This window comes from Nocardia sp. NPDC052001 (genome assembly GCF_040680615.1).
GTDB lineage: Bacteria > Actinomycetota > Actinomycetes > Mycobacteriales > Mycobacteriaceae > Nocardia.
The window spans coordinates 16,870-33,271 of record NZ_JBFAXC010000008.1; the positions used below are offsets into that span (position 1 = coordinate 16,870).

Sequence of the window (16,402 nt, forward strand, 5' to 3'; positions counted from 1 at the left end):
TCAGCCTTTGCGTGGAATCCGTTGCGTCGTTGGGGCAGTAGGGGATTCGTTGAGCTGAGCGTTCATCGCGGCGGTCAGTTCGGTGAGGAAGCCGTCGAACTGACGCAGCTGCTCGGGGGAGTAGTGCGCCATCACCGCGTCGACGCGCTCGCCCAGGGGTCGGAAGAACTCATCGGCGAGGTTCTGCACGTCGGCACTGCTGCGTAGCGTCACCACGCGCCGATCGCTGCTGTCGCGCGTACGCAGCACATGCCCGGCCTGTTCGAGGCGGTTCAGCAGTGCGGTGGTCGCGGGCTGGGACAGTGCGATGCGCTCGCTCAGGCGCGCCGGGGACAGGAACACGCCGCGTTCCTCGGCGGCCAGGATCTCGATGAGGGCCTCGGCGTCGGTGGAGTGCAGGCCGAGCCAGGCCGCGAATTGGCGGCTGAACTCGCGAAAGTTGGCGCCGTAGGCGCGCAGACCCTCGATGACCCGCTCCTGCTGCGCCCGGGTAGCCGGGTGGTTCATCGGCCCTGTCCACCTTTCTCCGGCCGGATCGGCACCGGCGACACCGTTTGACAACCTACTCCCATCGTAGATACTTTCACCATGGAATGATTCCAGCATGGAAGTAGGAGATATGGACGAGACGACGGCGTCATCCCGTCGATGGCTCGGGTTGATCGCCATCGCCCTCGGCGTGGCCTTGATCGTGGTCGACACCACGATCGTGAACGTGATCATCCCGTCGATCATCGAGGGTTTGCATACGGGATCGACTCAGGCGCAATGGATTCAGGAGTCGTACGCGATCGTGTTCGCGGCGCTGCTGCTGGTGGTCGGGCGGATCGCGGACATCATCGGCGCGCGGCGGGTATTCGTCGCGGGCGTGGTCGTGTTCGGCGCGACCAGCATTCTGGCCGGACTCGCACCCGGTGGCGGGCTGCTGGTTATCGCACGATTCCTACAGGGTGCCGGGGCGGCGATGATTCTGCCGACCTCGCTGGCGCTGCTCAATGCCAACTTCACCGGCAAGGCACGGGGCCAGGCGTTCGCGATCTGGGGTTCGACCATCGGCGCGGCCGCCGCACTGGGCCCGCTACTTGGTGGCTGGCTGGCCGAAAACGTTTCGTGGCGTTGGGCTTTCGGCATCAATGTGCCGCTGGCGGTGCTGATCGTGGTCGGCGTGCTGACCTGTGTCGCGCCCTCGCCGCGGGTTCCGGGGCGCATGGATGTGCTCGGGTCGATCCTGTCGGTACTGGGCCTGGGGTTGTTGGCGTTCGGTCTGGTCGAGGGGCGCACCTATGGCTGGATCACCACCACCCAGCCGCTGGATATCGGCGGATTCTCGTGGGGCAGTGGACCTTCGCCGGTTCTGGTCGCGCTCGTGCTGAGCGCCGCCGCATTGGCGGGATTCCTCTGGCGGCAAGCGCAATTGCGTCGTGCCGGTGCCACGGACAAGGCGTTGATGGATCTGGGGCTGTTCTCACTGGCCTCGTTCCGCAACGGCAATATCGCCACGCTGATCATCGGCCTGGGTGAGTTCGGCATTGTCGCCGTGCTGCCGCTGTGGCTGCAATTCACCCTCGGCTACAGCGCCGTGCAAGCCGGTTTGGCGCTGGTGCCCATCGCGATCGGCAGTTTCATCGCCAGCGGTGCGAGCTTCGGAATGGCGGGCAAGGCCTCGCCGCTGAACCTGGTTCGGCTGGGATTGGCGCTCGAGGTGCTCGGGCTGGCCGGGCTCGCCCTGGTCGCCTCGACCGACAGCTCTTGGTGGTCACTCGCCCTGGTGCTGTGCCTGTACGGCGTCGGTGTCGGCTTCGCGACCGCGCAGGTCACCAATGTGGTGCTCGCCGACATCCCGGAGAACGACAACGGCCAGGCTTCGGGAATTCAGAGCGCGTTCCGCCAACTCGGATCCGCGCTCGGAATCGCCATCCTGACCACGGTGTTCTTCACGACGCTGAGTTCACAGGTCACCGACCATCTCGAAGCGGACGGTGTGCCCGCGGCGCAGGCCGAGCAGCATGCGCACGCCATCACCAATAGCGCGGGCGCTGCGATCGAAGGTTTCGCGGCCCAGCCGCAGACGCAGTCGATCGCCGATGCCGGACGGACCGCTATGACCGACGGCATCCATCTGGGCGGTTATCTCGCGGCAGGTTTCGTGCTCCTGGGCTTGATCGCCACGGCTCTGATCCCGAAATCGGAAGGGAGCGAACAGGAATCGAACAAGGCCGCGGCTCCTCCGGCGCACGTCTGACCGCGACGAATCCGGCCCGCCATTCGGCGGGCCGGGGTGTCGCATTGCCGGGCACGCGCGGTGCCTTGCCCGTGGCGCTATGAGCTCTCGGCAGCCTTCTTGATGCCACCGACCTGGTTCTCCCACATCCCGCGAGCATGCGCGGCCTCATCCTCGCTGGCGTTGTTGTCCTGACTCAGCGTGAGATGCGTACTCGACCCGTCGCCGGTCAGCTCGTAGGTGAGCGTGTGATAGTTCTCGGGCACATCCGGCTGGCCGGTGAGCGGGCTGTAATGAGTCATCTGCAGTACGCGCCCGGGCTCGAATGCGAGGATCCTCCCTTTATCCTCGTACTCTTTGCCCTGGTACTCGCCCTTCCAGACGATCTGGCTGCCCACCTGCCAGTCGGTGCGCACCTGCGCCCCGAACCAGAGCTCGGTGAGTTGCTCGGGGTCGGTCAGCACGCTCCACACCTGCTCCGGCGAGGCGGTGATATCGGTTTCGGCAGTGGCGATATATCCGGTCATGATGCAACTCCCTCGGATGGATTGCTTACCTTCACCCTATGACCGCACCGCCCGTCGCTCTTGGACAAACGCGTCATGCGCGGTGCTGTGGCGACCGATCGACGGCGGAGCCGCCGCAGACCCCTGCCGGTGCTGCGGCGGCTCCTGTTCCCGGCACACCGTGACATGCCGATGTTCGGCGTGCCGGTGGCTTGTCAGGCCGTGCGCGCGAGCCGGTTGCTCCACGACGACAGTCGTGTGCGGGCCCGCGAATTGCGCACCAGCGCAGCGGCATTCGCCTCGGCGCGGCCTTCGTAGTAGCCGCCGTTCGTGACCGGTGTGCCGGATGCGCTGAGCGCGACCAGCACCGCCGCTGCGGCGTCGAGCGGTGCGCCGCGGTGGCTGCGGTTCTGCGGTACGTCGATCTCGAAGTCGGCGGGATGCACGCTGATCGAGGTGAGCCCTTCCGGCCCGGTCTCGGCCAGTGAACGGCTGAACATGCTCAGCGCCAGCTTCGACTGCGCGTAGATCGCGGTCGGGGTGTAGATACCGTGGTTGCGGTCCAGATCGGCATAGTCGATATTGCCTCCGATGTGCAGGCGCGAGGTCACCGTGACCACCCGCCCGTGCGCCGCCGCGAGCGCGGGGGCCAACGCCATGGTGAGGCGTTGCGGGGCAAGATAATTCACCTGGAAGGTGAGTTCATGCCCGTCCTCGGTATGGGTGCGGGCCTGCGGGGCGGCCATGGACGCGGCGTTGATCAGCGCGTCCAGCCTGGGCAGTTCCGCGGCCAGGGTGCGGCCGAGCTCCTCGACCTCGGGCAGGCGCGAATAGTCGGCGTGCACCATGCGCACCTGCCCCGGTCTCGCCGCGCTCTGCAGCCGCCGCAGCGTCTCGTCGGCGCGGTTCTTGTCCAGGATGTGCGCGATGACGGTATCGCCATCGGCGATCACCCGTTCCGCGGTGGCGAAACCGAGGCGATCCTCGGCACCGGTCACCAGAACGGTTCGGATGCTGGACGAGCTTGCGGACATAGGACTCCCATCGGGAAAGGCGCGACCGGAACCGAAAACGATTGTCGCGCGCAAAAGTTCGCGAAAACATCGCGGACGATATGGAACGCCGCACGCTCGGCGGCGACAGTGCACGGCGCAGATCGACTGCGCGGCAAGGGATTCGACAGACCGGCTAGGACGGACTGGGCGGCTCGTCCTCACACCCGAAGCCGAACAGCTCCAGGGTGGACGGCATCCGCTCGGCGCGGTGCCCCTCAGCCTCGGCCACCACGCAGCGGGCGCGGTAGGGGCCAACGGCTGCAGTCATGCTCAGATATCAACCCATCCCGGGTCGCCGGGCAATACCCTCATCCCCGGTTTGACGGATCTTTGACACCGCACAGCGGCGGAGCGAGGGTGGTGGTCTCGCACCCCGGATAACCGAGCACTGGTTGGGGTCGGTGTGCGGCGGCAGGGTCGGAGGTATGAACTCCTTTGTTGCTCAGCGCAATGGCCGCCCGGTGGATGTGCGGGATCTGACTCCGCTGGCGTTCGCCGGATACGCCCACTTCACCGCAATGCAGGTGCGCGACCGCGGGATTCGCGGACTTGATCTGCATCTCGATCGGCTCCGGGATGCCTCGGTGCGGATGTTCGGCCGTGCCCTGCCGGACGAGCGGGTGCGGGCGTATCTGCGGACCGCATTGGCGAATGGTCCGGCCGATCTGTCATTGACCGCGACGGTGTACTCTCCGGCGGGCGAATTCACGGTCGCCGGAACGGATGTCGAGCCCGAGATGCTGATTCGGACCGGGCCACCGTCGTCGGGGCCGGCCGGCCCGCTCGCGCTCGCGGCGATCGACCACGAGCGGACGCTGCCGAGCGTGAAGCACGTCGGCGAGGTGGCCAAGACGTACTACCTGCGTGAGGCCGTCGCCAAGGGATTCGATGACGCCACGTTCCTCGACCGTCAAGGACGCCTGAGCGAGGCATCGATCTGGAATCTGGCCTTCTGGGATGGGACCGCGGTGGTCTGGCCCGTCGCGGATATGTTGCGCGGCAGCACATTGGGCATTGTCCGCAGGCAATTGGACCGACTCGGCGTTGCCCAGCGTGAGCAGGAAATCACCCTGGCGGATCTGCCCGCGCTGTCCGGAGCGGTGGTCATGAACTCGTGGAACCCGGGCATCGCCGTGCACCGGATCGAGTCGGTGTCGTTCGCCGAGACGGCACCGCTGGTGGAGATCCTGCACCGGGCCTATGCGGCCCAGCCACTGCTCGCGCCGTAAATGGATAGGCCGGGAAACTGCCCGCAGGCTCTCGGGCGTTGGTCACTTCAGTTTCTTGGCGACCTCCTCGGCGACGGACGCCTGGTAGCGGTCGGCGTAGGTGGGGGAGTCCTTGATCAGGTCATCGCAGAAGGCGGCGACGTCTTCGCCGACGACCTGGCGGACTCCCTTGCCCGCCGCGACGCCTTCCTCGAAGAAGTCGACGAGGCCCGAGAGCAGGTTCCCCTCGGCCAGATCGACCGGGCCGACCTTGAACAGGTATTTCTGGATCTCGTTGTAGACGATCTGATAATCGGGCGGAAGCGCCTTGACCCGTGCCACGTGCGCACGCCATTCGCGCTTGCCTTCGATGATGTCGCGGATGCCCACAGCTATTCTCCTCACCGCGCGAGTTTGGTTGCGACGTTCTTGTTCAACTGCTTTCGCCACTTGTCGCGATAACTCCCGGCTCCCTCTTCGCCCGCGATCGCGGCGCAGAAGCCTTTGATGTCATCGCCCAGCGCGTCGTGGACGCTCTGGCCGTCGGCCGCTGATTCCTCGAGCAGTCCGAGTGCGCCGTCGAGGATCGGAATCAGGTTGCGGCCGGTGAAATCCGTGTAGACCGCGAGGTTGGACTTGATCTCTTCCCACGCCGCTCGATGCTCGGCGGGCAGGGCCTCGGCGCGCGTGTCGAGCGCCTGGTATTCCCTGGTGAGATCGTTGCCGGTGACTTTCTCCCAGAAGTTCATTTACTTTCCTTGAGGTCATTGATGCGGGTCGAGACGAATTCCCATTTCGCCCAGAAGGTCGCGAGTTCCTCGCGCCCGGAGTCGTTGAGCGCGTAGAACTTACGCGGCGGGCCGACTTCGGAGGGGCGCTTGGAAACATCGACCAGCTTGTTCTTCTCCAGCCGCAGCAGGATGGCGTACACCGTCCCCTCGATGACATCGGTGAAGCCGAGGTCGTTCAATCGACGGGTAATGGCGTAGCCGTACGTCTCCTCGGCTCCGATGATCTGCAGCACACAGCCTTCGAGCGTGCCCTTCAACATCTCCGTCAAGTTGTCCGTGGCGATCCTCCTTCGATCCCGAGCGCACTATGCTGTGTCGCTGACTACCACTAGACTGTAACACACAGTAGCTCGGTGGGGATGCGTCAAGGAATCGGAAAAATGCGCTCGCTCGATGGTTGTGGAAGCGTCAGGAGCCGCAGCGCATTCGAGTTCCGTTGCCAGAATCGAGGATTCGGAGTCAGGGTTCATCGGAAGAGGCAGCGGTCATGGGTAACGTCGGCGGAACGTTCTGCCTGTCGTCAGTGCACGTGTTCTGGTCGTCGGACGACGAAGTGTTCGTCGCTCGATCCGACCGTCATCCGGATCTGATCGCTCGTGACGAATGGTCTTCGCTCGCGGCGATGGAAGCCTTGATCGATCTCATCGAACAGCAAGGGCCGCAAGACTATTCGTCTGATCGCTCCGCTGCGTGAGGAACCCGGTTACGCCCGGTGGCTCAAGTCCGCGGTGAGCGCGGCGGTGGCGCCGATGGCGACAACGACCGTCGGGGCCTACATCGAATCTGTTGCACCGCACAGCAACCACTCTCGGTCAAACGGGCCATCATCGCCGGCACCGAGATGATCATGACCGGTGGCGAACATCCGCCCGGCTGTCCCGTCGCCGCGATCACCATCGGCGCGGGACCCGACGACCCGGCGCTGCGCGAGTCCGCTCGCGCCATCTTCGATCCTGGCAGCGTGAGTTCCGAGACTGCCTGCGCCGTAATGGAACACCCGATCCGCAAGCGACGAATATCGCGACGCTGCTCATCGCGGGAATCGAAGGCGAATTGGTCCTGTGCCGCGCCGAAGGAGACAACGCGCCCCTGATATTGCGGCGGTCGAAAGCCGAGCGCGGCATCGCTGCACAGCACCGACTGCCCGATGGTGGCGGTCCGTCCGAGCTGAACGGAAAATCCTGCCCCGAATGATAGTTCGGGCGTCAACGGGCCGGAGTGCGCACCGTCGCCTGCGGCCCGTTTCAGTTCAGTGGTGCAGACCAGCGCAGTCGAGCTCCGCGATTATCGGTATTGCGCGTGATCGAGAACTCGCCGCCGACCTCGTCGGCTCGCCGTGCCAGGTTGCGGAGTCCGCTCGAGGTGATGTCATCAGGGATACCGACGCCGTCATCGGCGATCGTGATCGTCAGGTTGTCGTCCACTTCGACTGTCACGGTGAGGGTTTCGGCGTTGGAATGGCGTACGGCATTGCTGACGGCCTCCCGGACCACAGCGTCGGCGTGGTCGGCCAGCTCCGCCTCCACCACCGACAGCGGGCCCGAAATACGCAGGGAGCTTCGCATGTCCAGCTGCCCGGTGTGCTGCTTGAGTACCTGCTCCAGGCGCTGACGCAGCCGGGTGCTCTGACTGTTACCGCCGTGCAGGTCGAAGATCGACGTGCGGATTTCCTGAACCACGTCCTGAAGGTCGTTGATCACATCGGAAATCCGTTCCCGCACTTCGGGAGCGCGGGCGCGGGCCGCGGTGCTCTGCAGTGTCAGACCGGCCGCGAACAGCCGCTGGATGACGTGGTCGTGCAAATCGCGTGCGATGCGATCGCGGTCGGTGAGAATGTCGAGGTCACGCATGCGCTGCTGTGCCTCGGCGAGCTGAATCGCCAGCGCCGCCTGATCGGTGAACGCGGCGGCCAATTCGAGGATCTCGTCATCGAACAGTGGTGCCGAGGTCGGCCGCACCATGACCAGTACGCCGAAGGTGGATCCCTGCGCGTGCAGCGGCAGAATGAGCGTAGGCCCGGCGTCCGCGACCGGTTTGCCCAGGTCGATCTGGGTGACATTGTCGAAGCGCAGCGGAATACCCTCGACGAACGATCGTCCGATCTCGGTACCCGTCGCCTGAGCCACCATGGTCGTGGGTCCGGTCCCGCTGCCGGACCACTGCGCCACCCGCAATTCGGAGATCTCGTCGGGTGGGCATTCCGGATCGTCGCAGACCGCCAGGAACGCTTGATCGGATTGGGTGAGCGTGCGGGCGTGCACGACAAGGTGTGCCAGCACCTCATCGGCGTCGGTGCCGGCCAGGAACTCGGTGGCGATATCGCGGGTGGCCGCGATCCACGCCTGTCGGCTCCGGGCCGATTCGTACAGGCGCGCATTGTCGATCGCGGTACCCGCCGCGGCGGCGAGCGCCCGGACGATGACCTCATCGTCCTCGGTGAAGAGCTGACCGCCGGACTTCTCGGTCAGGTACAGATTCCCGAAGATCTCATCGCGAATTCGGATCGGTACGCCCAGAAAGGTTTGCATCGGAGGGTGATTCGGCGGGAATCCGACCGAGGCAGGATGGTCTGCCAGCACCTCCAGCCGAATCGGCTTCGGCTGCTGCAACAGCAGACCGAGCACACCGCGCCCTTCGGGCAGCTCGCCGATGTGGGCGGCGGTGACCTCGTCGATGCCTTCGTGGATGAACTGGGTGAGCTGCTGATCACTGCCGCGCACGCCCAGCGCGCCGTACCGAGCATCGACCAAACTGATCGCGGTGCGCACGATGGTGCGCAGGGTCTGATCCAGATCCAAGCCCGAGGTCACCGTCAGCATGGCCTCTACGAGGCCGTCCATCCGATCGCGGGAGTCGATGATCTGCTCGATCCGGTCCTTCACCTCACCGAGCAATTCCCGCAGCCGCAGTTGCGACAGTGTCTCGCGTACCGAGTAGGAGCCGTCTCGGGGATCCACCTTCATGGGCCTGTCCTGTGTGCTCGTGCGCGTTCGGTCGGCCGCAGCGTACTCGCATTGTATTCGGCCATTGCAGGGGTCCCCGGCTCAGTGGTGCGGGTGGTGGTCCGAGAGCTCGGCCGACTCCGCTGTGGTTTGTTCAGGGAGAGGGCTCGTACCCGCACCGGTTGGGACGACCGTGCTCGCTGACCGCCTCGCCTGCAGTTGGCTTGCGCAACTCGTCAAGTGCCCGGGCCAGTATCGTGCGTGTTTGGGCCGCAGCCGATTCGAGGTCGGGAATGGTGATTGCGCCGACGAGTAGGGCGGGATCGGCGGCCTCCACGAGTGTCCCGGGGCCCTCGGATCGAATGACCACAGACCACGACAGCAGCAGTCCGGCCCGGCGGTCGGTGGACACCGCGCGAGCGGTCAATCGCGGCACACAGATGCTCAGAATCACGTAGTCCTCGATGTGCGCGCCGATCTGTGCTCGCGATATCGCCTGCACATCGGTCGTGGCGAGCTCCAGAAAGCCATACTCCCGCAGGATGTTTCGAGTCCTGGCGACCGCGTCGTCGAAGGTCGCGTCGAGGTATGCGTTCAGCACAGGCATGGGCGCCACGGGGACGCGGATCTCGGTGATCAGCGCGCGCGGATCGCTTACCTGGTCGGGGCCGATGAGGTAAGCCTCGGTGGGCGGCCCGATCGGCCGGTACCGGGCATCGACGAGTCAATCCCGCAGTGCGCGATAGGCTTCGTCGATCTGGTCGTAGCCGCCGCGGTGGCAGACGCGAGCTACCAGCGCGGGGGACTCGATCACCAACTGTGCGCCGGAGCTGGGCCCGAGCATCGGTGCGGGTTCGATGGGTTGCCCGAAGTCCACGGCGATCGCCTCATCGCTGGGAAGCTCTCGGTGGAAGGTGGTCGTGGCCGCCCCACTGGTGGTGAGACCGGCGATCTCGGCGATCTCGGCGATCTGTCGCATTCCATTGGCGATACCCGCGCTCAAGAGTTCCGGACGAATCTCCACGGGTGCGCGCAGCACCGTCTGCGGTCGCATCTCGACCAAACTCACCTGATAGTTCATCTGAGTCTCCTCCTAGGCATGCTCTCTCCGATCAGAGTGCTTCCACACGCGTGTTCGGGCCCAGAGTCGAACGTCCCGCACCGAGGGGCCCAAAGCGCGGTCGACGGTCACCGTGGGACTGAAAGCCTTGCGGCAGTGGTGTTTACGGCCGTTGTGGGCAACTCCATACCGCGGGTCGCGGTGCGGGAGTCGATTCGCAGCGGAGTCAGTGTCCGAAGCCGACCTGTTCGGGACCTTGGACCCTGTCGAAGCTCCCGGCCCGATGTTGACATGGACGAACAGGGGTTACCGCGGTCGGGGATCGCTAGAGAGGATTGTTTGGTGATGTATCTGTCCGAGGTTGGCGTGCGGATATGAGTACGATCTCTTCCGGCAGCTTCGTTCCGCGGGGCGCGGTGGAATTGGGGCGCGCCGAAGCGCTCCGGCTATTGGCGAGCGTGTCGTACGGACGTGTCGTCTTCACTCGCGAGGCGTTGCCTGCGGTACGCCCGGTGAACCACCTGGTAGAGGACGACCAGATCGTGATCGTGCGCACCCGCGTCACCTCCCGCCTGACCTCGGTGGTGCGGGCCGAGCCTGATGTAGTGGTGGCCTATGAGGCCGATGACATCGATCCCGTCGCGCAGTTGGGCTGGTCGGTGGTTGTCACCGGTATCGCGCGCCCGGTGACCGATCCCGATCGTGTCGAACGATATGAACGGCTACTGCGTCCCTGGGCGTACGGGCTCATGGACAGCGTCGTGGCCATCGAGCCCACGCTGGTCACCGGCATTCGACTGGTGGAGAAGGAGGCGGGGTAGCGCACGGCCGGACTCGAGCGTTGTCGATGAGGCCGTCCGGTCGCTAAAGCTCTTGTCCGGAACGGAGTTTGGACGCGTAGACGGCCGCCTGGGTACGTCGTTCCATGCCGAGCTTGGCCAGCAGTCGTGAGACGTAGTTCTTGACCGTCTTCTCTGCCAGGAACATGCGTTCGGCGATCTGTCGGTTGGTCAGGCCGTCCCCGAGCAGGTCCAGGAGTTTGCGTTCCTGTTCGGTCAGCCCGGCCAGCGGGCCGTCGGGCCGCGCGCTGTTGCGGAGCCGATCCATGAGCGCGGCCGCGGCCCGGTTGTCCAGCAGGGACCGCCCCGCGCCGACTTCCTTGATGGCCTTGGCCAGCTCCATACCTTTGATGTCCTTGACTACATACCCGCTCGCGCCCGCGAGGATGGCATCCATCATGGCCTGCTCGTCGGTGAACGATGTCAGGATCAAGCAGCGCAGGTCATCCAGACGTGAGAGCAATTCACGGCACAGTTCGATGCCGTTGCCGTCAGGCAGACGCACATCGAGCACCGCGACATCGGGATGCAACGCGGGGATGCGGGCCAGTGCCTGTGTGACATCGGCGGCTTCGCCGATGACCGTGAGGTCAGGATCGCTGTCGAGCAGATCGACAAGACCCCGGCGGACGATCTCGTGATCGTCTACGAGAAATACCTTGATCATCTCGGGGGTCCATTCTCGAAGGGCAGGTAAGGACAAAGGTAGACCGTGAACAGGACCGCTGGGCATGGCCGAAAGTCACTTCCATGGCTCGACTGCGGTGCGTTCGATGCTCGTACCACAGGATCGGCCGCGAACCGTCACAGCCGCCAATGGCCGACACCCCAGCGAATCAGCGCGATGGCGACCGCCAGGTATTCGATGAACGTGAGAAAGACCAGGATCGGGCCGTACATGTCCGCCCACGCCGCCAGGAGTGCGGCGCCCGCGCCGGATCCCGGCCGTACGCCGCTGGGGCAGGTCACCGCCGACCGGCCGATCGTGCGCCGCAAGCTCTCCGCACCCGAGGTCTGCGACCCATCGCCGCGGCGCGCGTCATGGATGCCATGGATTACGACGCCCATCTGTTCACCGCTGCGACAGACGGGCGTGGCCGACTTCTCTACCGCCGCTACGACGGAGAACCGGGTCTGGTGGTCGCCGGGCAGGCATGACCCACTGCTGGTCCGCAGCGGGGGAGTGGCTCGAGCATCGGGTGGGACAGAACCCGCTGCTGCGCAACCACACTCACCTCGGCGACACATTCATCTACTTTGCGCTCCCGCTGTAGCTGGTGGCCGGGCTGGTAGCGGTTGTCCACCTGCGCGAGGCCAAGGATCGCGCGCTGCCGCGAGTACTGGTTGTGGCCGTGGCGATCCTCGCGATCGGGGCGGGTATCACCTCGATGGTTCAGGTGTATCGGATCGGAGATTCCGGCGCGCAGTCGGTATGGAACGGCGTCGCGGCAGGTGAAAAGCACTGCGCGGTAACTGCTTTGCTGTGGGTGGACCGAATGCCGGGGCACTTCGTGCGTGCGGATGAATCGAGGTGGAAAGCAGGGGCCGGGCTTGGGCTGCGGGCGGCTGCACTGGGCCTGGCCCCTGCCGATCAAGCTTCCATCAAGGTCGACCCGCAGATCAACAACGATGGCGGGGAGTTCGATCGGCGTTTTCGATCAACTGAGACTGTTCAGATGACCGGCTACCGACGCGAGTAGGCGCAGCGCCGTTGTCTTTTCGTGCGGGGCAACGGCCTGTGGCATGTCGTCTGCCCGTTGCGCGGGTTTCCGATGCGGAATCAGTGACGATCAGTGAGGTTTATCAGTGATCGGAGAGTAGTCCCGCGCATCGAGGTGGCACGCATTGTCGGTTCGAGATCGACTGGGGCATGGTCGAATAGCGGGATGTTGTTTCGCCAGCTCGAATACTTCGTCGCGCTCGCTCGGGAGCGGCATTTCGCGCGGGCCGCGGCGGCCTGCTACGTGTCCCAGCCCGCCCTGTCCGAGGCCATCCGAAAGTTGGAGCAGGAGTTGAAGGTTCCGCTGGTACAACGCGGCCGGACCTTCGAGGGACTCACTCCCGAAGGTGAGCGGCTGGTGTTGTGGGCACGCCGGATCCTGGCCGATCACGACGCGCTCAAGCAGGAGGTCGTGGCGCTGCAGAACGGGTTGACCGGTGATTTGCGGATCGGTGTCATTCCCGCCGCGGCGGCAACGGTCGCCCTGCTCACCGACCCGTTCTGCGCCGAGCATCCGCTGGTGCGAGTGCGGCTGCACGGCAGTCTGGGATCGGCGCAGATCGTCGATCGATTGCGGCGCGGTGAACTCGACGCCGGGGTCATCTACCCCGACGGGCAGGACACGTCCGGGTTGTCCGTCACCCCACTGTATTTCGAGCAGCAGGTGCTCATGGCGGGCAACGAGCTGCTGACCGGCCAAACCGGCACGCTCAGCTGGAACGAGGTCGTGGAACTGCCGCTGTGCCTGCTCAATTCGGAGATGCGTGCCCGCCAACTCGTCGACGACGCGCTCGCCACCCAGAACCTGGTCGCCAGCCCCCAGCTCGAAACCGATTCGGTGGCAACACTGTTCGGGCACGTGGCGACCGGGCGCTGGGCCACGGTGATTCCCTCGACCTGGTTGCGCACCATGCGCCCACCTGCGGGCGCACGCGTGCTCCGGCTCGAGAATCCCTCGATCAGCGCGATGATCGCCTTGATCACCCCGTCCGTCGAACCGGTGTCCATGGTGGCACGTGCGCTGAACGAGACCGCCCGCAGCACTCGCCTCGACGCCGCGGTGCAGCGCTCAGCGGATTCGCTCGAACTGTGACGCGTCCGCGGTGCCTCGACGTCACCGAGTGAGTGCGAAACAGTCTGCAATACAGGCTATTTCGCCGTACAGGAAGTCGATGATGTCGGCGACGGACGAGCCGGATTCGGTGTACGCCCACGCGTTGGTCAGGGCGAAGGCCGCACCGGTGGTCTCATCGGGGGTGCCGTTCCAGGTGCGGAAGGCGCCGTCGAGGTGTTCGACGACGGCTTGCAGATGGTCCAGGGAATCGTGGATGGTGACCGACTGGGCGAGACCGACCAGGGCGGTGAGGTATCCGCGATAGAAATCCGACGGGCAGCTCGGGTCGTACCGATTGGTCATGAGCGCGCGGTCGTAGGCTGCGTAGCCGCGCATGGGCTGGATCTCCCGATCCACGAGCCAGTGATCGACGGTGAGACTGAAAACCGGTTCGGCCGTAAGTGATTCGATATCGGGCCCGAACGCGGGCGAGTGCGGGGCCGACCAGGTTCCGGCATGTTCGTACACAGAGTCCGATTCCGTGCCCTGGCGACCGACTTCGCGCCGGATTTCGAGATCGATGCCCGGGCTGCCGGAGAAGTCCGTTCCGAGGTATCCGGCCGCCGCGTTGACGATGTCCTGCTCGGACATGTATCCGCTCAGCGCACCCTGCCGGGCTCTGCGCACCGCCTCCTGAATCTCCTCCTGAGTGCGGGGATCCCGGGGATCCGGATCCGACATGCGGACCCCTCCTCATGTCAACAAGCGGCCGATATCTTCGAACATGTATCGCTGCTCAGCACAACGGCATTACCGCGATATGCCCGGCCGGCACTCCGGATCTACGTCGGCGCGGACACGAATCCTCGAAAGATCAACGGATCCGAACCATCTGGCTCATCGCAACCTAAATGGTTTGCGCGGAATCTCGCGCGCGGGGGATGCTCGGCAGAACAGCTGTAGACGGAGGTCCCGCGCCATGGCCACATCCGGCAAGCCGTCCGAGTCCGGACCGGAGGTACGCACGGCGGCCGGTACGTTGCGCGGTGGCTGGGAGGCGGGGTTGGCGGTTTTCCGCGGTATCCCGTTCGCCGAGCCGCCCATCGGCGATCTGCGTTTCGCCGCGCCACGGCAGGTGCGTGGCTGGGAGGGGGTACGACCGGCCATCGCCTATGGCCCGCCACCGCCCCAGTCCGCCGTGCTCGCGGTATCTCAGGACATCGGCGGGGATGACTGGCTGACCGTGAACGTCTGGACGCCGCAACTGGATTCGGTTTCAGAGCTCCCGGTGATGGTCTGGATTCCCGGCGGGGGGTATGCGATGGGCAACTCGGGTCTGCCGGAGTATGACGCCGCGCACCTGGCCGCCACCGGGACCGTGGTCGTGACGCTCAACTACCGTCTCGGCATCGAGGGATTCGCCCAGATCGAGGGCGCTCCGGCCAATCGTGGACTGCTCGACCAGGTCGCGGCTCTGGAGTGGGTGCGAGACAACATCGGGGCATTCGGCGGCAGCCCCGACCGGGTGACCGTCTTCGGACAGTCGGCGGGTGCCGGATCGGTCGCCGCGCTGCTCGCCATGCCGCGCGCCCGCGGGCTCCTGCACCGGGCGATCGCACAGAGCGTGCCGGGGACATTCTTCGCACCGGAGCTGGCGGCCGATCTCACCGCGGCCTTCGCCGCCGAGCTCGGGGTGGCGCCGACGGTGGAAGGGCTGTCGACGGTGGCCCCGGGCCTGCTGCCCGCCGCCGGTGATGCGGTCTTCGCCAAGATGGACCGGTGGCGCGAGCGCTGGGGGCAGATCACCCACCGGCCGATTCCGTACGCGCCGGTTGTCGACGGTGACGTGCTCCCCACGACGCCCTGGCAGGCGCTGGCCCGGGGCACTGCCCGGGACGTCGAGCTGCTGGTCGGGCATACGCGGGACGAGCACCGGCTGTTCAGCTTGATCGACGGTGTACTGGGCCAGGTCACGCCTGAGCAGACCGACACCGCGCTGGCGGTTCTCGCCCCCGGGCCCGACGGTGCGCGCCGATATAGGGAGGCGTTCCCGGCCGCGGCCGAGGAGGAGCTGTACGAAATGGTCAACGCCGACTGGTTGTTTCGCATGCCGAGCGTCCGGCTCGCCGATGTGCAGATCGCCGGTGGCGGGCGGGCCCACCTCTACGAGCTGGCCTGGACTGCCCCGGGTATGGGCGGTGCTCTCGGTGCCTGTCACGGACTGGACGTGCCGCTCGTTTTCGGCAACCTGAGCAGCGGGCAGACCGCCATGCTGATCGGGGACCCGCCCTCGCCGGTGGCAACGGAGCTCTCGGCGCGATTTCGCCAGTCGTGGACGTCATTCGCCGCTGATGGCGACCCGGGCTGGCCCGCGTACGACTCCGATCACCGCCTCACGCAGATCTTCGGCACGCCATCGACGGTTGCCGCATATCCGGAGGAGACCGCGCGGCTGCTGTGGGAAGACTTCACCTTCCCGGCGCTGCCGCTGCTCGTGCCCCGATGAACTCGGCAAGGCCATCCGCAAGGCTCCGGTCGTCTCCTCGCTGAAGCATCGGCTAGTCGGCCGAAAGTGTGGCGATGGATTTCGCTATGCGACGTTCGCGGGTCGCGGCGGTCTTCGCACCCTCGATCGACAGGACATGGGCGCGGCGGTTGCTGTACGAGAGTCGATCGAAGGCGGCGGCCGCGCGTGGTTCACGGTTCAGAGCGGCGGCGAAGTCGTCGGGGACCTCGACCACGCGGGGCTCGGTATCGAGGTGGAGATCGATCTCGACGACATCGTCCGCGGCGATGCCGGTCTGCTGCCGGACATCGGCGTTCAGGCCGAGCATGTAAACCCCGTTCATCGGTGCCACCGAGTTGCGGAAAGTGGTGTCCCCGATGGTGACCCGGACCTTCGGCCGCTTACCGCCGCCCAGGGCTTCGACGACCTCGGGTGGCACCACGACGCCGGTCGCTGTCTTGCCCGCGAGCAAGACGGTTGCTGTGAACTTCATGGCGGGC

General features: G+C 65.7%; 21 protein-coding genes. 7 read left to right on the forward strand and 14 right to left on the reverse strand.

All coding sequences use genetic code 11. From position 1 onward, the window contains the following. Positions 1-507 (reverse strand): MarR family transcriptional regulator, encoded by a 507-nt coding sequence (locus AB0L82_RS31345; protein ID WP_364644328.1) that lies wholly within the window; start codon positions 505-507, stop codon positions 1-3. 97 nt (positions 508-604) lie between these two features. On the opposite strand from AB0L82_RS31345, the gene AB0L82_RS31350 reads away from it, so the two are divergent. Then, entirely contained in the window at positions 605-2,242 is a 1,638-nt protein-coding gene (locus tag AB0L82_RS31350) for an MFS transporter (protein ID WP_364644331.1), read from the forward strand. 77 nt (positions 2,243-2,319) lie between these two features. Here the strand turns inward: AB0L82_RS31350 and AB0L82_RS31355 are convergent, their stop codons facing one another. From AB0L82_RS31355 to AB0L82_RS31365, 3 genes are all read right to left on the reverse strand, one after another. Next, positions 2,320-2,748: an SRPBCC domain-containing protein gene (locus AB0L82_RS31355; RefSeq protein ID WP_364644334.1), complete on the reverse strand. Its 429-nt coding sequence runs from the start codon at positions 2,746-2,748 to the stop codon at positions 2,320-2,322. A 194-nt stretch (positions 2,749-2,942) separates the two neighbouring features. Then, positions 2,943-3,761, reverse strand: coding sequence for an SDR family NAD(P)-dependent oxidoreductase (locus AB0L82_RS31360; RefSeq protein WP_364644337.1), 819 nt, complete (start codon positions 3,759-3,761; stop codon positions 2,943-2,945). A gap of 154 nt (positions 3,762-3,915) precedes the next feature. Further along, entirely contained in the window at positions 3,916-4,050 is a 135-nt protein-coding gene (locus AB0L82_RS31365; protein ID WP_364644340.1) for a hypothetical protein, read from the reverse strand. Positions 4,051-4,207: 157 nt separating this feature from the next. Between AB0L82_RS31365 and AB0L82_RS31370 the strand changes: the two genes are divergently transcribed. After that, positions 4,208-5,011, forward strand: coding sequence for an aminotransferase class IV family protein (locus tag AB0L82_RS31370; RefSeq protein ID WP_364644343.1), 804 nt, complete (start codon positions 4,208-4,210; stop codon positions 5,009-5,011). A gap of 42 nt (positions 5,012-5,053) precedes the next feature. Here the strand turns inward: AB0L82_RS31370 and AB0L82_RS31375 are convergent, their stop codons facing one another. Genes AB0L82_RS31375 through AB0L82_RS31385 form a run of 3 tightly spaced genes read right to left on the reverse strand, consistent with a single transcriptional unit; the run spans position 5,054 to position 6,041 of the window. Beyond that, positions 5,054-5,380 carry a DUF1048 domain-containing protein gene (locus tag AB0L82_RS31375; protein WP_364644346.1) on the reverse strand — a complete coding sequence of 109 codons (327 nt, stop codon included), beginning with the start codon at positions 5,378-5,380 and terminating at the stop codon, positions 5,054-5,056. Positions 5,381-5,391: 11 nt separating this feature from the next. Then, a complete protein-coding gene (locus AB0L82_RS31380) occupies positions 5,392-5,739 on the reverse strand; it encodes a DUF1048 domain-containing protein (RefSeq protein ID WP_364644349.1) in 348 nt (115 codons plus the stop codon). Continuing rightward, complete coding sequence (locus AB0L82_RS31385) at positions 5,736-6,041, reverse strand: PadR family transcriptional regulator (RefSeq protein WP_364645160.1); 306 nt, start codon at positions 6,039-6,041, stop codon at positions 5,736-5,738. The genes AB0L82_RS31380 and AB0L82_RS31385 overlap by 4 nt, the downstream gene beginning before the upstream one ends. Before the next feature lie 227 nt (positions 6,042-6,268). Between AB0L82_RS31385 and AB0L82_RS31390 the strand changes: the two genes are divergently transcribed. Beyond that, entirely contained in the window at positions 6,269-6,475 is a 207-nt protein-coding gene (locus tag AB0L82_RS31390) for a hypothetical protein (RefSeq protein WP_364644352.1), read from the forward strand. Positions 6,476-7,025: 550 nt separating this feature from the next. Here AB0L82_RS31390 and AB0L82_RS31395 read toward each other — a convergent pair. The 3 genes from AB0L82_RS31395 to AB0L82_RS31405 form a co-directional block, all read right to left on the reverse strand. Beyond that, complete coding sequence (locus AB0L82_RS31395; protein ID WP_364644355.1) at positions 7,026-8,744, reverse strand: GAF domain-containing sensor histidine kinase; 1,719 nt, start codon at positions 8,742-8,744, stop codon at positions 7,026-7,028. 133 nt (positions 8,745-8,877) lie between these two features. Next, positions 8,878-9,330, reverse strand: a complete 453-nt coding sequence (locus tag AB0L82_RS31400) for a DUF302 domain-containing protein (protein ID WP_364644358.1) — start codon at positions 9,328-9,330, stop codon at positions 8,878-8,880. Positions 9,331-9,447: 117 nt separating this feature from the next. Beyond that, positions 9,448-9,804 (reverse strand): hypothetical protein, encoded by a 357-nt coding sequence (locus tag AB0L82_RS31405; RefSeq protein WP_364644360.1) that lies wholly within the window; start codon positions 9,802-9,804, stop codon positions 9,448-9,450. 353 nt (positions 9,805-10,157) lie between these two features. Between AB0L82_RS31405 and AB0L82_RS31410 the strand changes: the two genes are divergently transcribed. Then, a complete protein-coding gene (locus AB0L82_RS31410) occupies positions 10,158-10,604 on the forward strand; it encodes a pyridoxamine 5'-phosphate oxidase family protein (RefSeq protein WP_364644363.1) in 447 nt (148 codons plus the stop codon). 43 nt (positions 10,605-10,647) lie between these two features. Here AB0L82_RS31410 and AB0L82_RS31415 read toward each other — a convergent pair whose 3' ends face one another. Then, the gene (locus AB0L82_RS31415; protein ID WP_364644365.1) at positions 10,648-11,289 is read right to left on the reverse strand and encodes a response regulator transcription factor; all 642 of its coding nucleotides are present in this window, start codon (positions 11,287-11,289) and stop codon (positions 10,648-10,650) included. Between the two features lie 137 nt (positions 11,290-11,426). Next, on the reverse strand, positions 11,427-11,690 hold the full coding sequence (locus tag AB0L82_RS31420; protein WP_364644368.1) for a hypothetical protein: 264 nt from the start codon (positions 11,688-11,690) through the stop codon (positions 11,427-11,429). A 209-nt stretch (positions 11,691-11,899) separates the two neighbouring features. On the opposite strand from AB0L82_RS31420, the gene AB0L82_RS31425 reads away from it, so the two are divergent. Then, positions 11,900-12,322, forward strand: a complete 423-nt coding sequence (locus tag AB0L82_RS31425; RefSeq protein ID WP_364644371.1) for a hypothetical protein — start codon at positions 11,900-11,902, stop codon at positions 12,320-12,322. A gap of 186 nt (positions 12,323-12,508) precedes the next feature. Next, positions 12,509-13,435, forward strand: a complete 927-nt coding sequence (locus AB0L82_RS31430) for a LysR family transcriptional regulator (RefSeq protein ID WP_364644374.1) — start codon at positions 12,509-12,511, stop codon at positions 13,433-13,435. Positions 13,436-13,456: 21 nt separating this feature from the next. Here the strand turns inward: AB0L82_RS31430 and AB0L82_RS31435 are convergent, their stop codons facing one another. Next, positions 13,457-14,137 carry a hypothetical protein gene (locus AB0L82_RS31435; protein ID WP_364644377.1) on the reverse strand — a complete coding sequence of 227 codons (681 nt, stop codon included), beginning with the start codon at positions 14,135-14,137 and terminating at the stop codon, positions 13,457-13,459. 238 nt (positions 14,138-14,375) lie between these two features. Here AB0L82_RS31435 and AB0L82_RS31440 point away from each other — a divergent pair, with 238 nt between their 5' ends. Continuing rightward, positions 14,376-15,902 (forward strand): carboxylesterase family protein, encoded by a 1,527-nt coding sequence (locus AB0L82_RS31440; protein WP_364644380.1) that lies wholly within the window; start codon positions 14,376-14,378, stop codon positions 15,900-15,902. A gap of 52 nt (positions 15,903-15,954) precedes the next feature. Here the strand turns inward: AB0L82_RS31440 and AB0L82_RS31445 are convergent, their stop codons facing one another. After that, positions 15,955-16,395, reverse strand: a complete 441-nt coding sequence (locus AB0L82_RS31445; RefSeq protein ID WP_364644383.1) for a YdeI/OmpD-associated family protein — start codon at positions 16,393-16,395, stop codon at positions 15,955-15,957. Positions 16,396-16,402 lie beyond the last annotated feature (7 nt).

Excerpts from the sequence above, each read along its gene's own strand:
- AB0L82_RS31345 (WP_364644328.1), bottom strand. The coding sequence starts at position 507 with ATGAACCACCCGGCTACCCGGGCGCAGCAGGAGCGGGTCATCGAGGGT.
- AB0L82_RS31350 (WP_364644331.1), top strand. The coding sequence starts at position 605 with ATGGAAGTAGGAGATATGGACGAGACGACGGCGTCATCCCGTCGATGG.
- AB0L82_RS31355 (WP_364644334.1), bottom strand. The coding sequence starts at position 2,748 with ATGACCGGATATATCGCCACTGCCGAAACCGATATCACCGCCTCGCCG.
- AB0L82_RS31360 (WP_364644337.1), bottom strand. The coding sequence starts at position 3,761 with ATGTCCGCAAGCTCGTCCAGCATCCGAACCGTTCTGGTGACCGGTGCC.
- AB0L82_RS31365 (WP_364644340.1), bottom strand. The coding sequence starts at position 4,050 with ATGACTGCAGCCGTTGGCCCCTACCGCGCCCGCTGCGTGGTGGCCGAG.
- AB0L82_RS31370 (WP_364644343.1), top strand. The coding sequence starts at position 4,208 with ATGAACTCCTTTGTTGCTCAGCGCAATGGCCGCCCGGTGGATGTGCGG.
- AB0L82_RS31380 (WP_364644349.1), bottom strand. The coding sequence starts at position 5,739 with ATGAACTTCTGGGAGAAAGTCACCGGCAACGATCTCACCAGGGAATAC.
- AB0L82_RS31385 (WP_364645160.1), bottom strand. The coding sequence starts at position 6,041 with ATGTTGAAGGGCACGCTCGAAGGCTGTGTGCTGCAGATCATCGGAGCC.
- AB0L82_RS31390 (WP_364644352.1), top strand. The coding sequence starts at position 6,269 with ATGGGTAACGTCGGCGGAACGTTCTGCCTGTCGTCAGTGCACGTGTTC.
- AB0L82_RS31395 (WP_364644355.1), bottom strand. The coding sequence starts at position 8,744 with ATGAAGGTGGATCCCCGAGACGGCTCCTACTCGGTACGCGAGACACTG.
- AB0L82_RS31400 (WP_364644358.1), bottom strand. The coding sequence starts at position 9,330 with ATGCCTGTGCTGAACGCATACCTCGACGCGACCTTCGACGACGCGGTC.
- AB0L82_RS31405 (WP_364644360.1), bottom strand. The coding sequence starts at position 9,804 with ATGAACTATCAGGTGAGTTTGGTCGAGATGCGACCGCAGACGGTGCTG.
- AB0L82_RS31410 (WP_364644363.1), top strand. The coding sequence starts at position 10,158 with ATGAGTACGATCTCTTCCGGCAGCTTCGTTCCGCGGGGCGCGGTGGAA.
- AB0L82_RS31415 (WP_364644365.1), bottom strand. The coding sequence starts at position 11,289 with ATGATCAAGGTATTTCTCGTAGACGATCACGAGATCGTCCGCCGGGGT.
- AB0L82_RS31420 (WP_364644368.1), bottom strand. The coding sequence starts at position 11,690 with ATGGGCGTCGTAATCCATGGCATCCATGACGCGCGCCGCGGCGATGGG.
- AB0L82_RS31430 (WP_364644374.1), top strand. The coding sequence starts at position 12,509 with ATGTTGTTTCGCCAGCTCGAATACTTCGTCGCGCTCGCTCGGGAGCGG.
- AB0L82_RS31435 (WP_364644377.1), bottom strand. The coding sequence starts at position 14,137 with ATGTCGGATCCGGATCCCCGGGATCCCCGCACTCAGGAGGAGATTCAG.
- AB0L82_RS31440 (WP_364644380.1), top strand. The coding sequence starts at position 14,376 with ATGGCCACATCCGGCAAGCCGTCCGAGTCCGGACCGGAGGTACGCACG.
- AB0L82_RS31445 (WP_364644383.1), bottom strand. The coding sequence starts at position 16,395 with ATGAAGTTCACAGCAACCGTCTTGCTCGCGGGCAAGACAGCGACCGGC.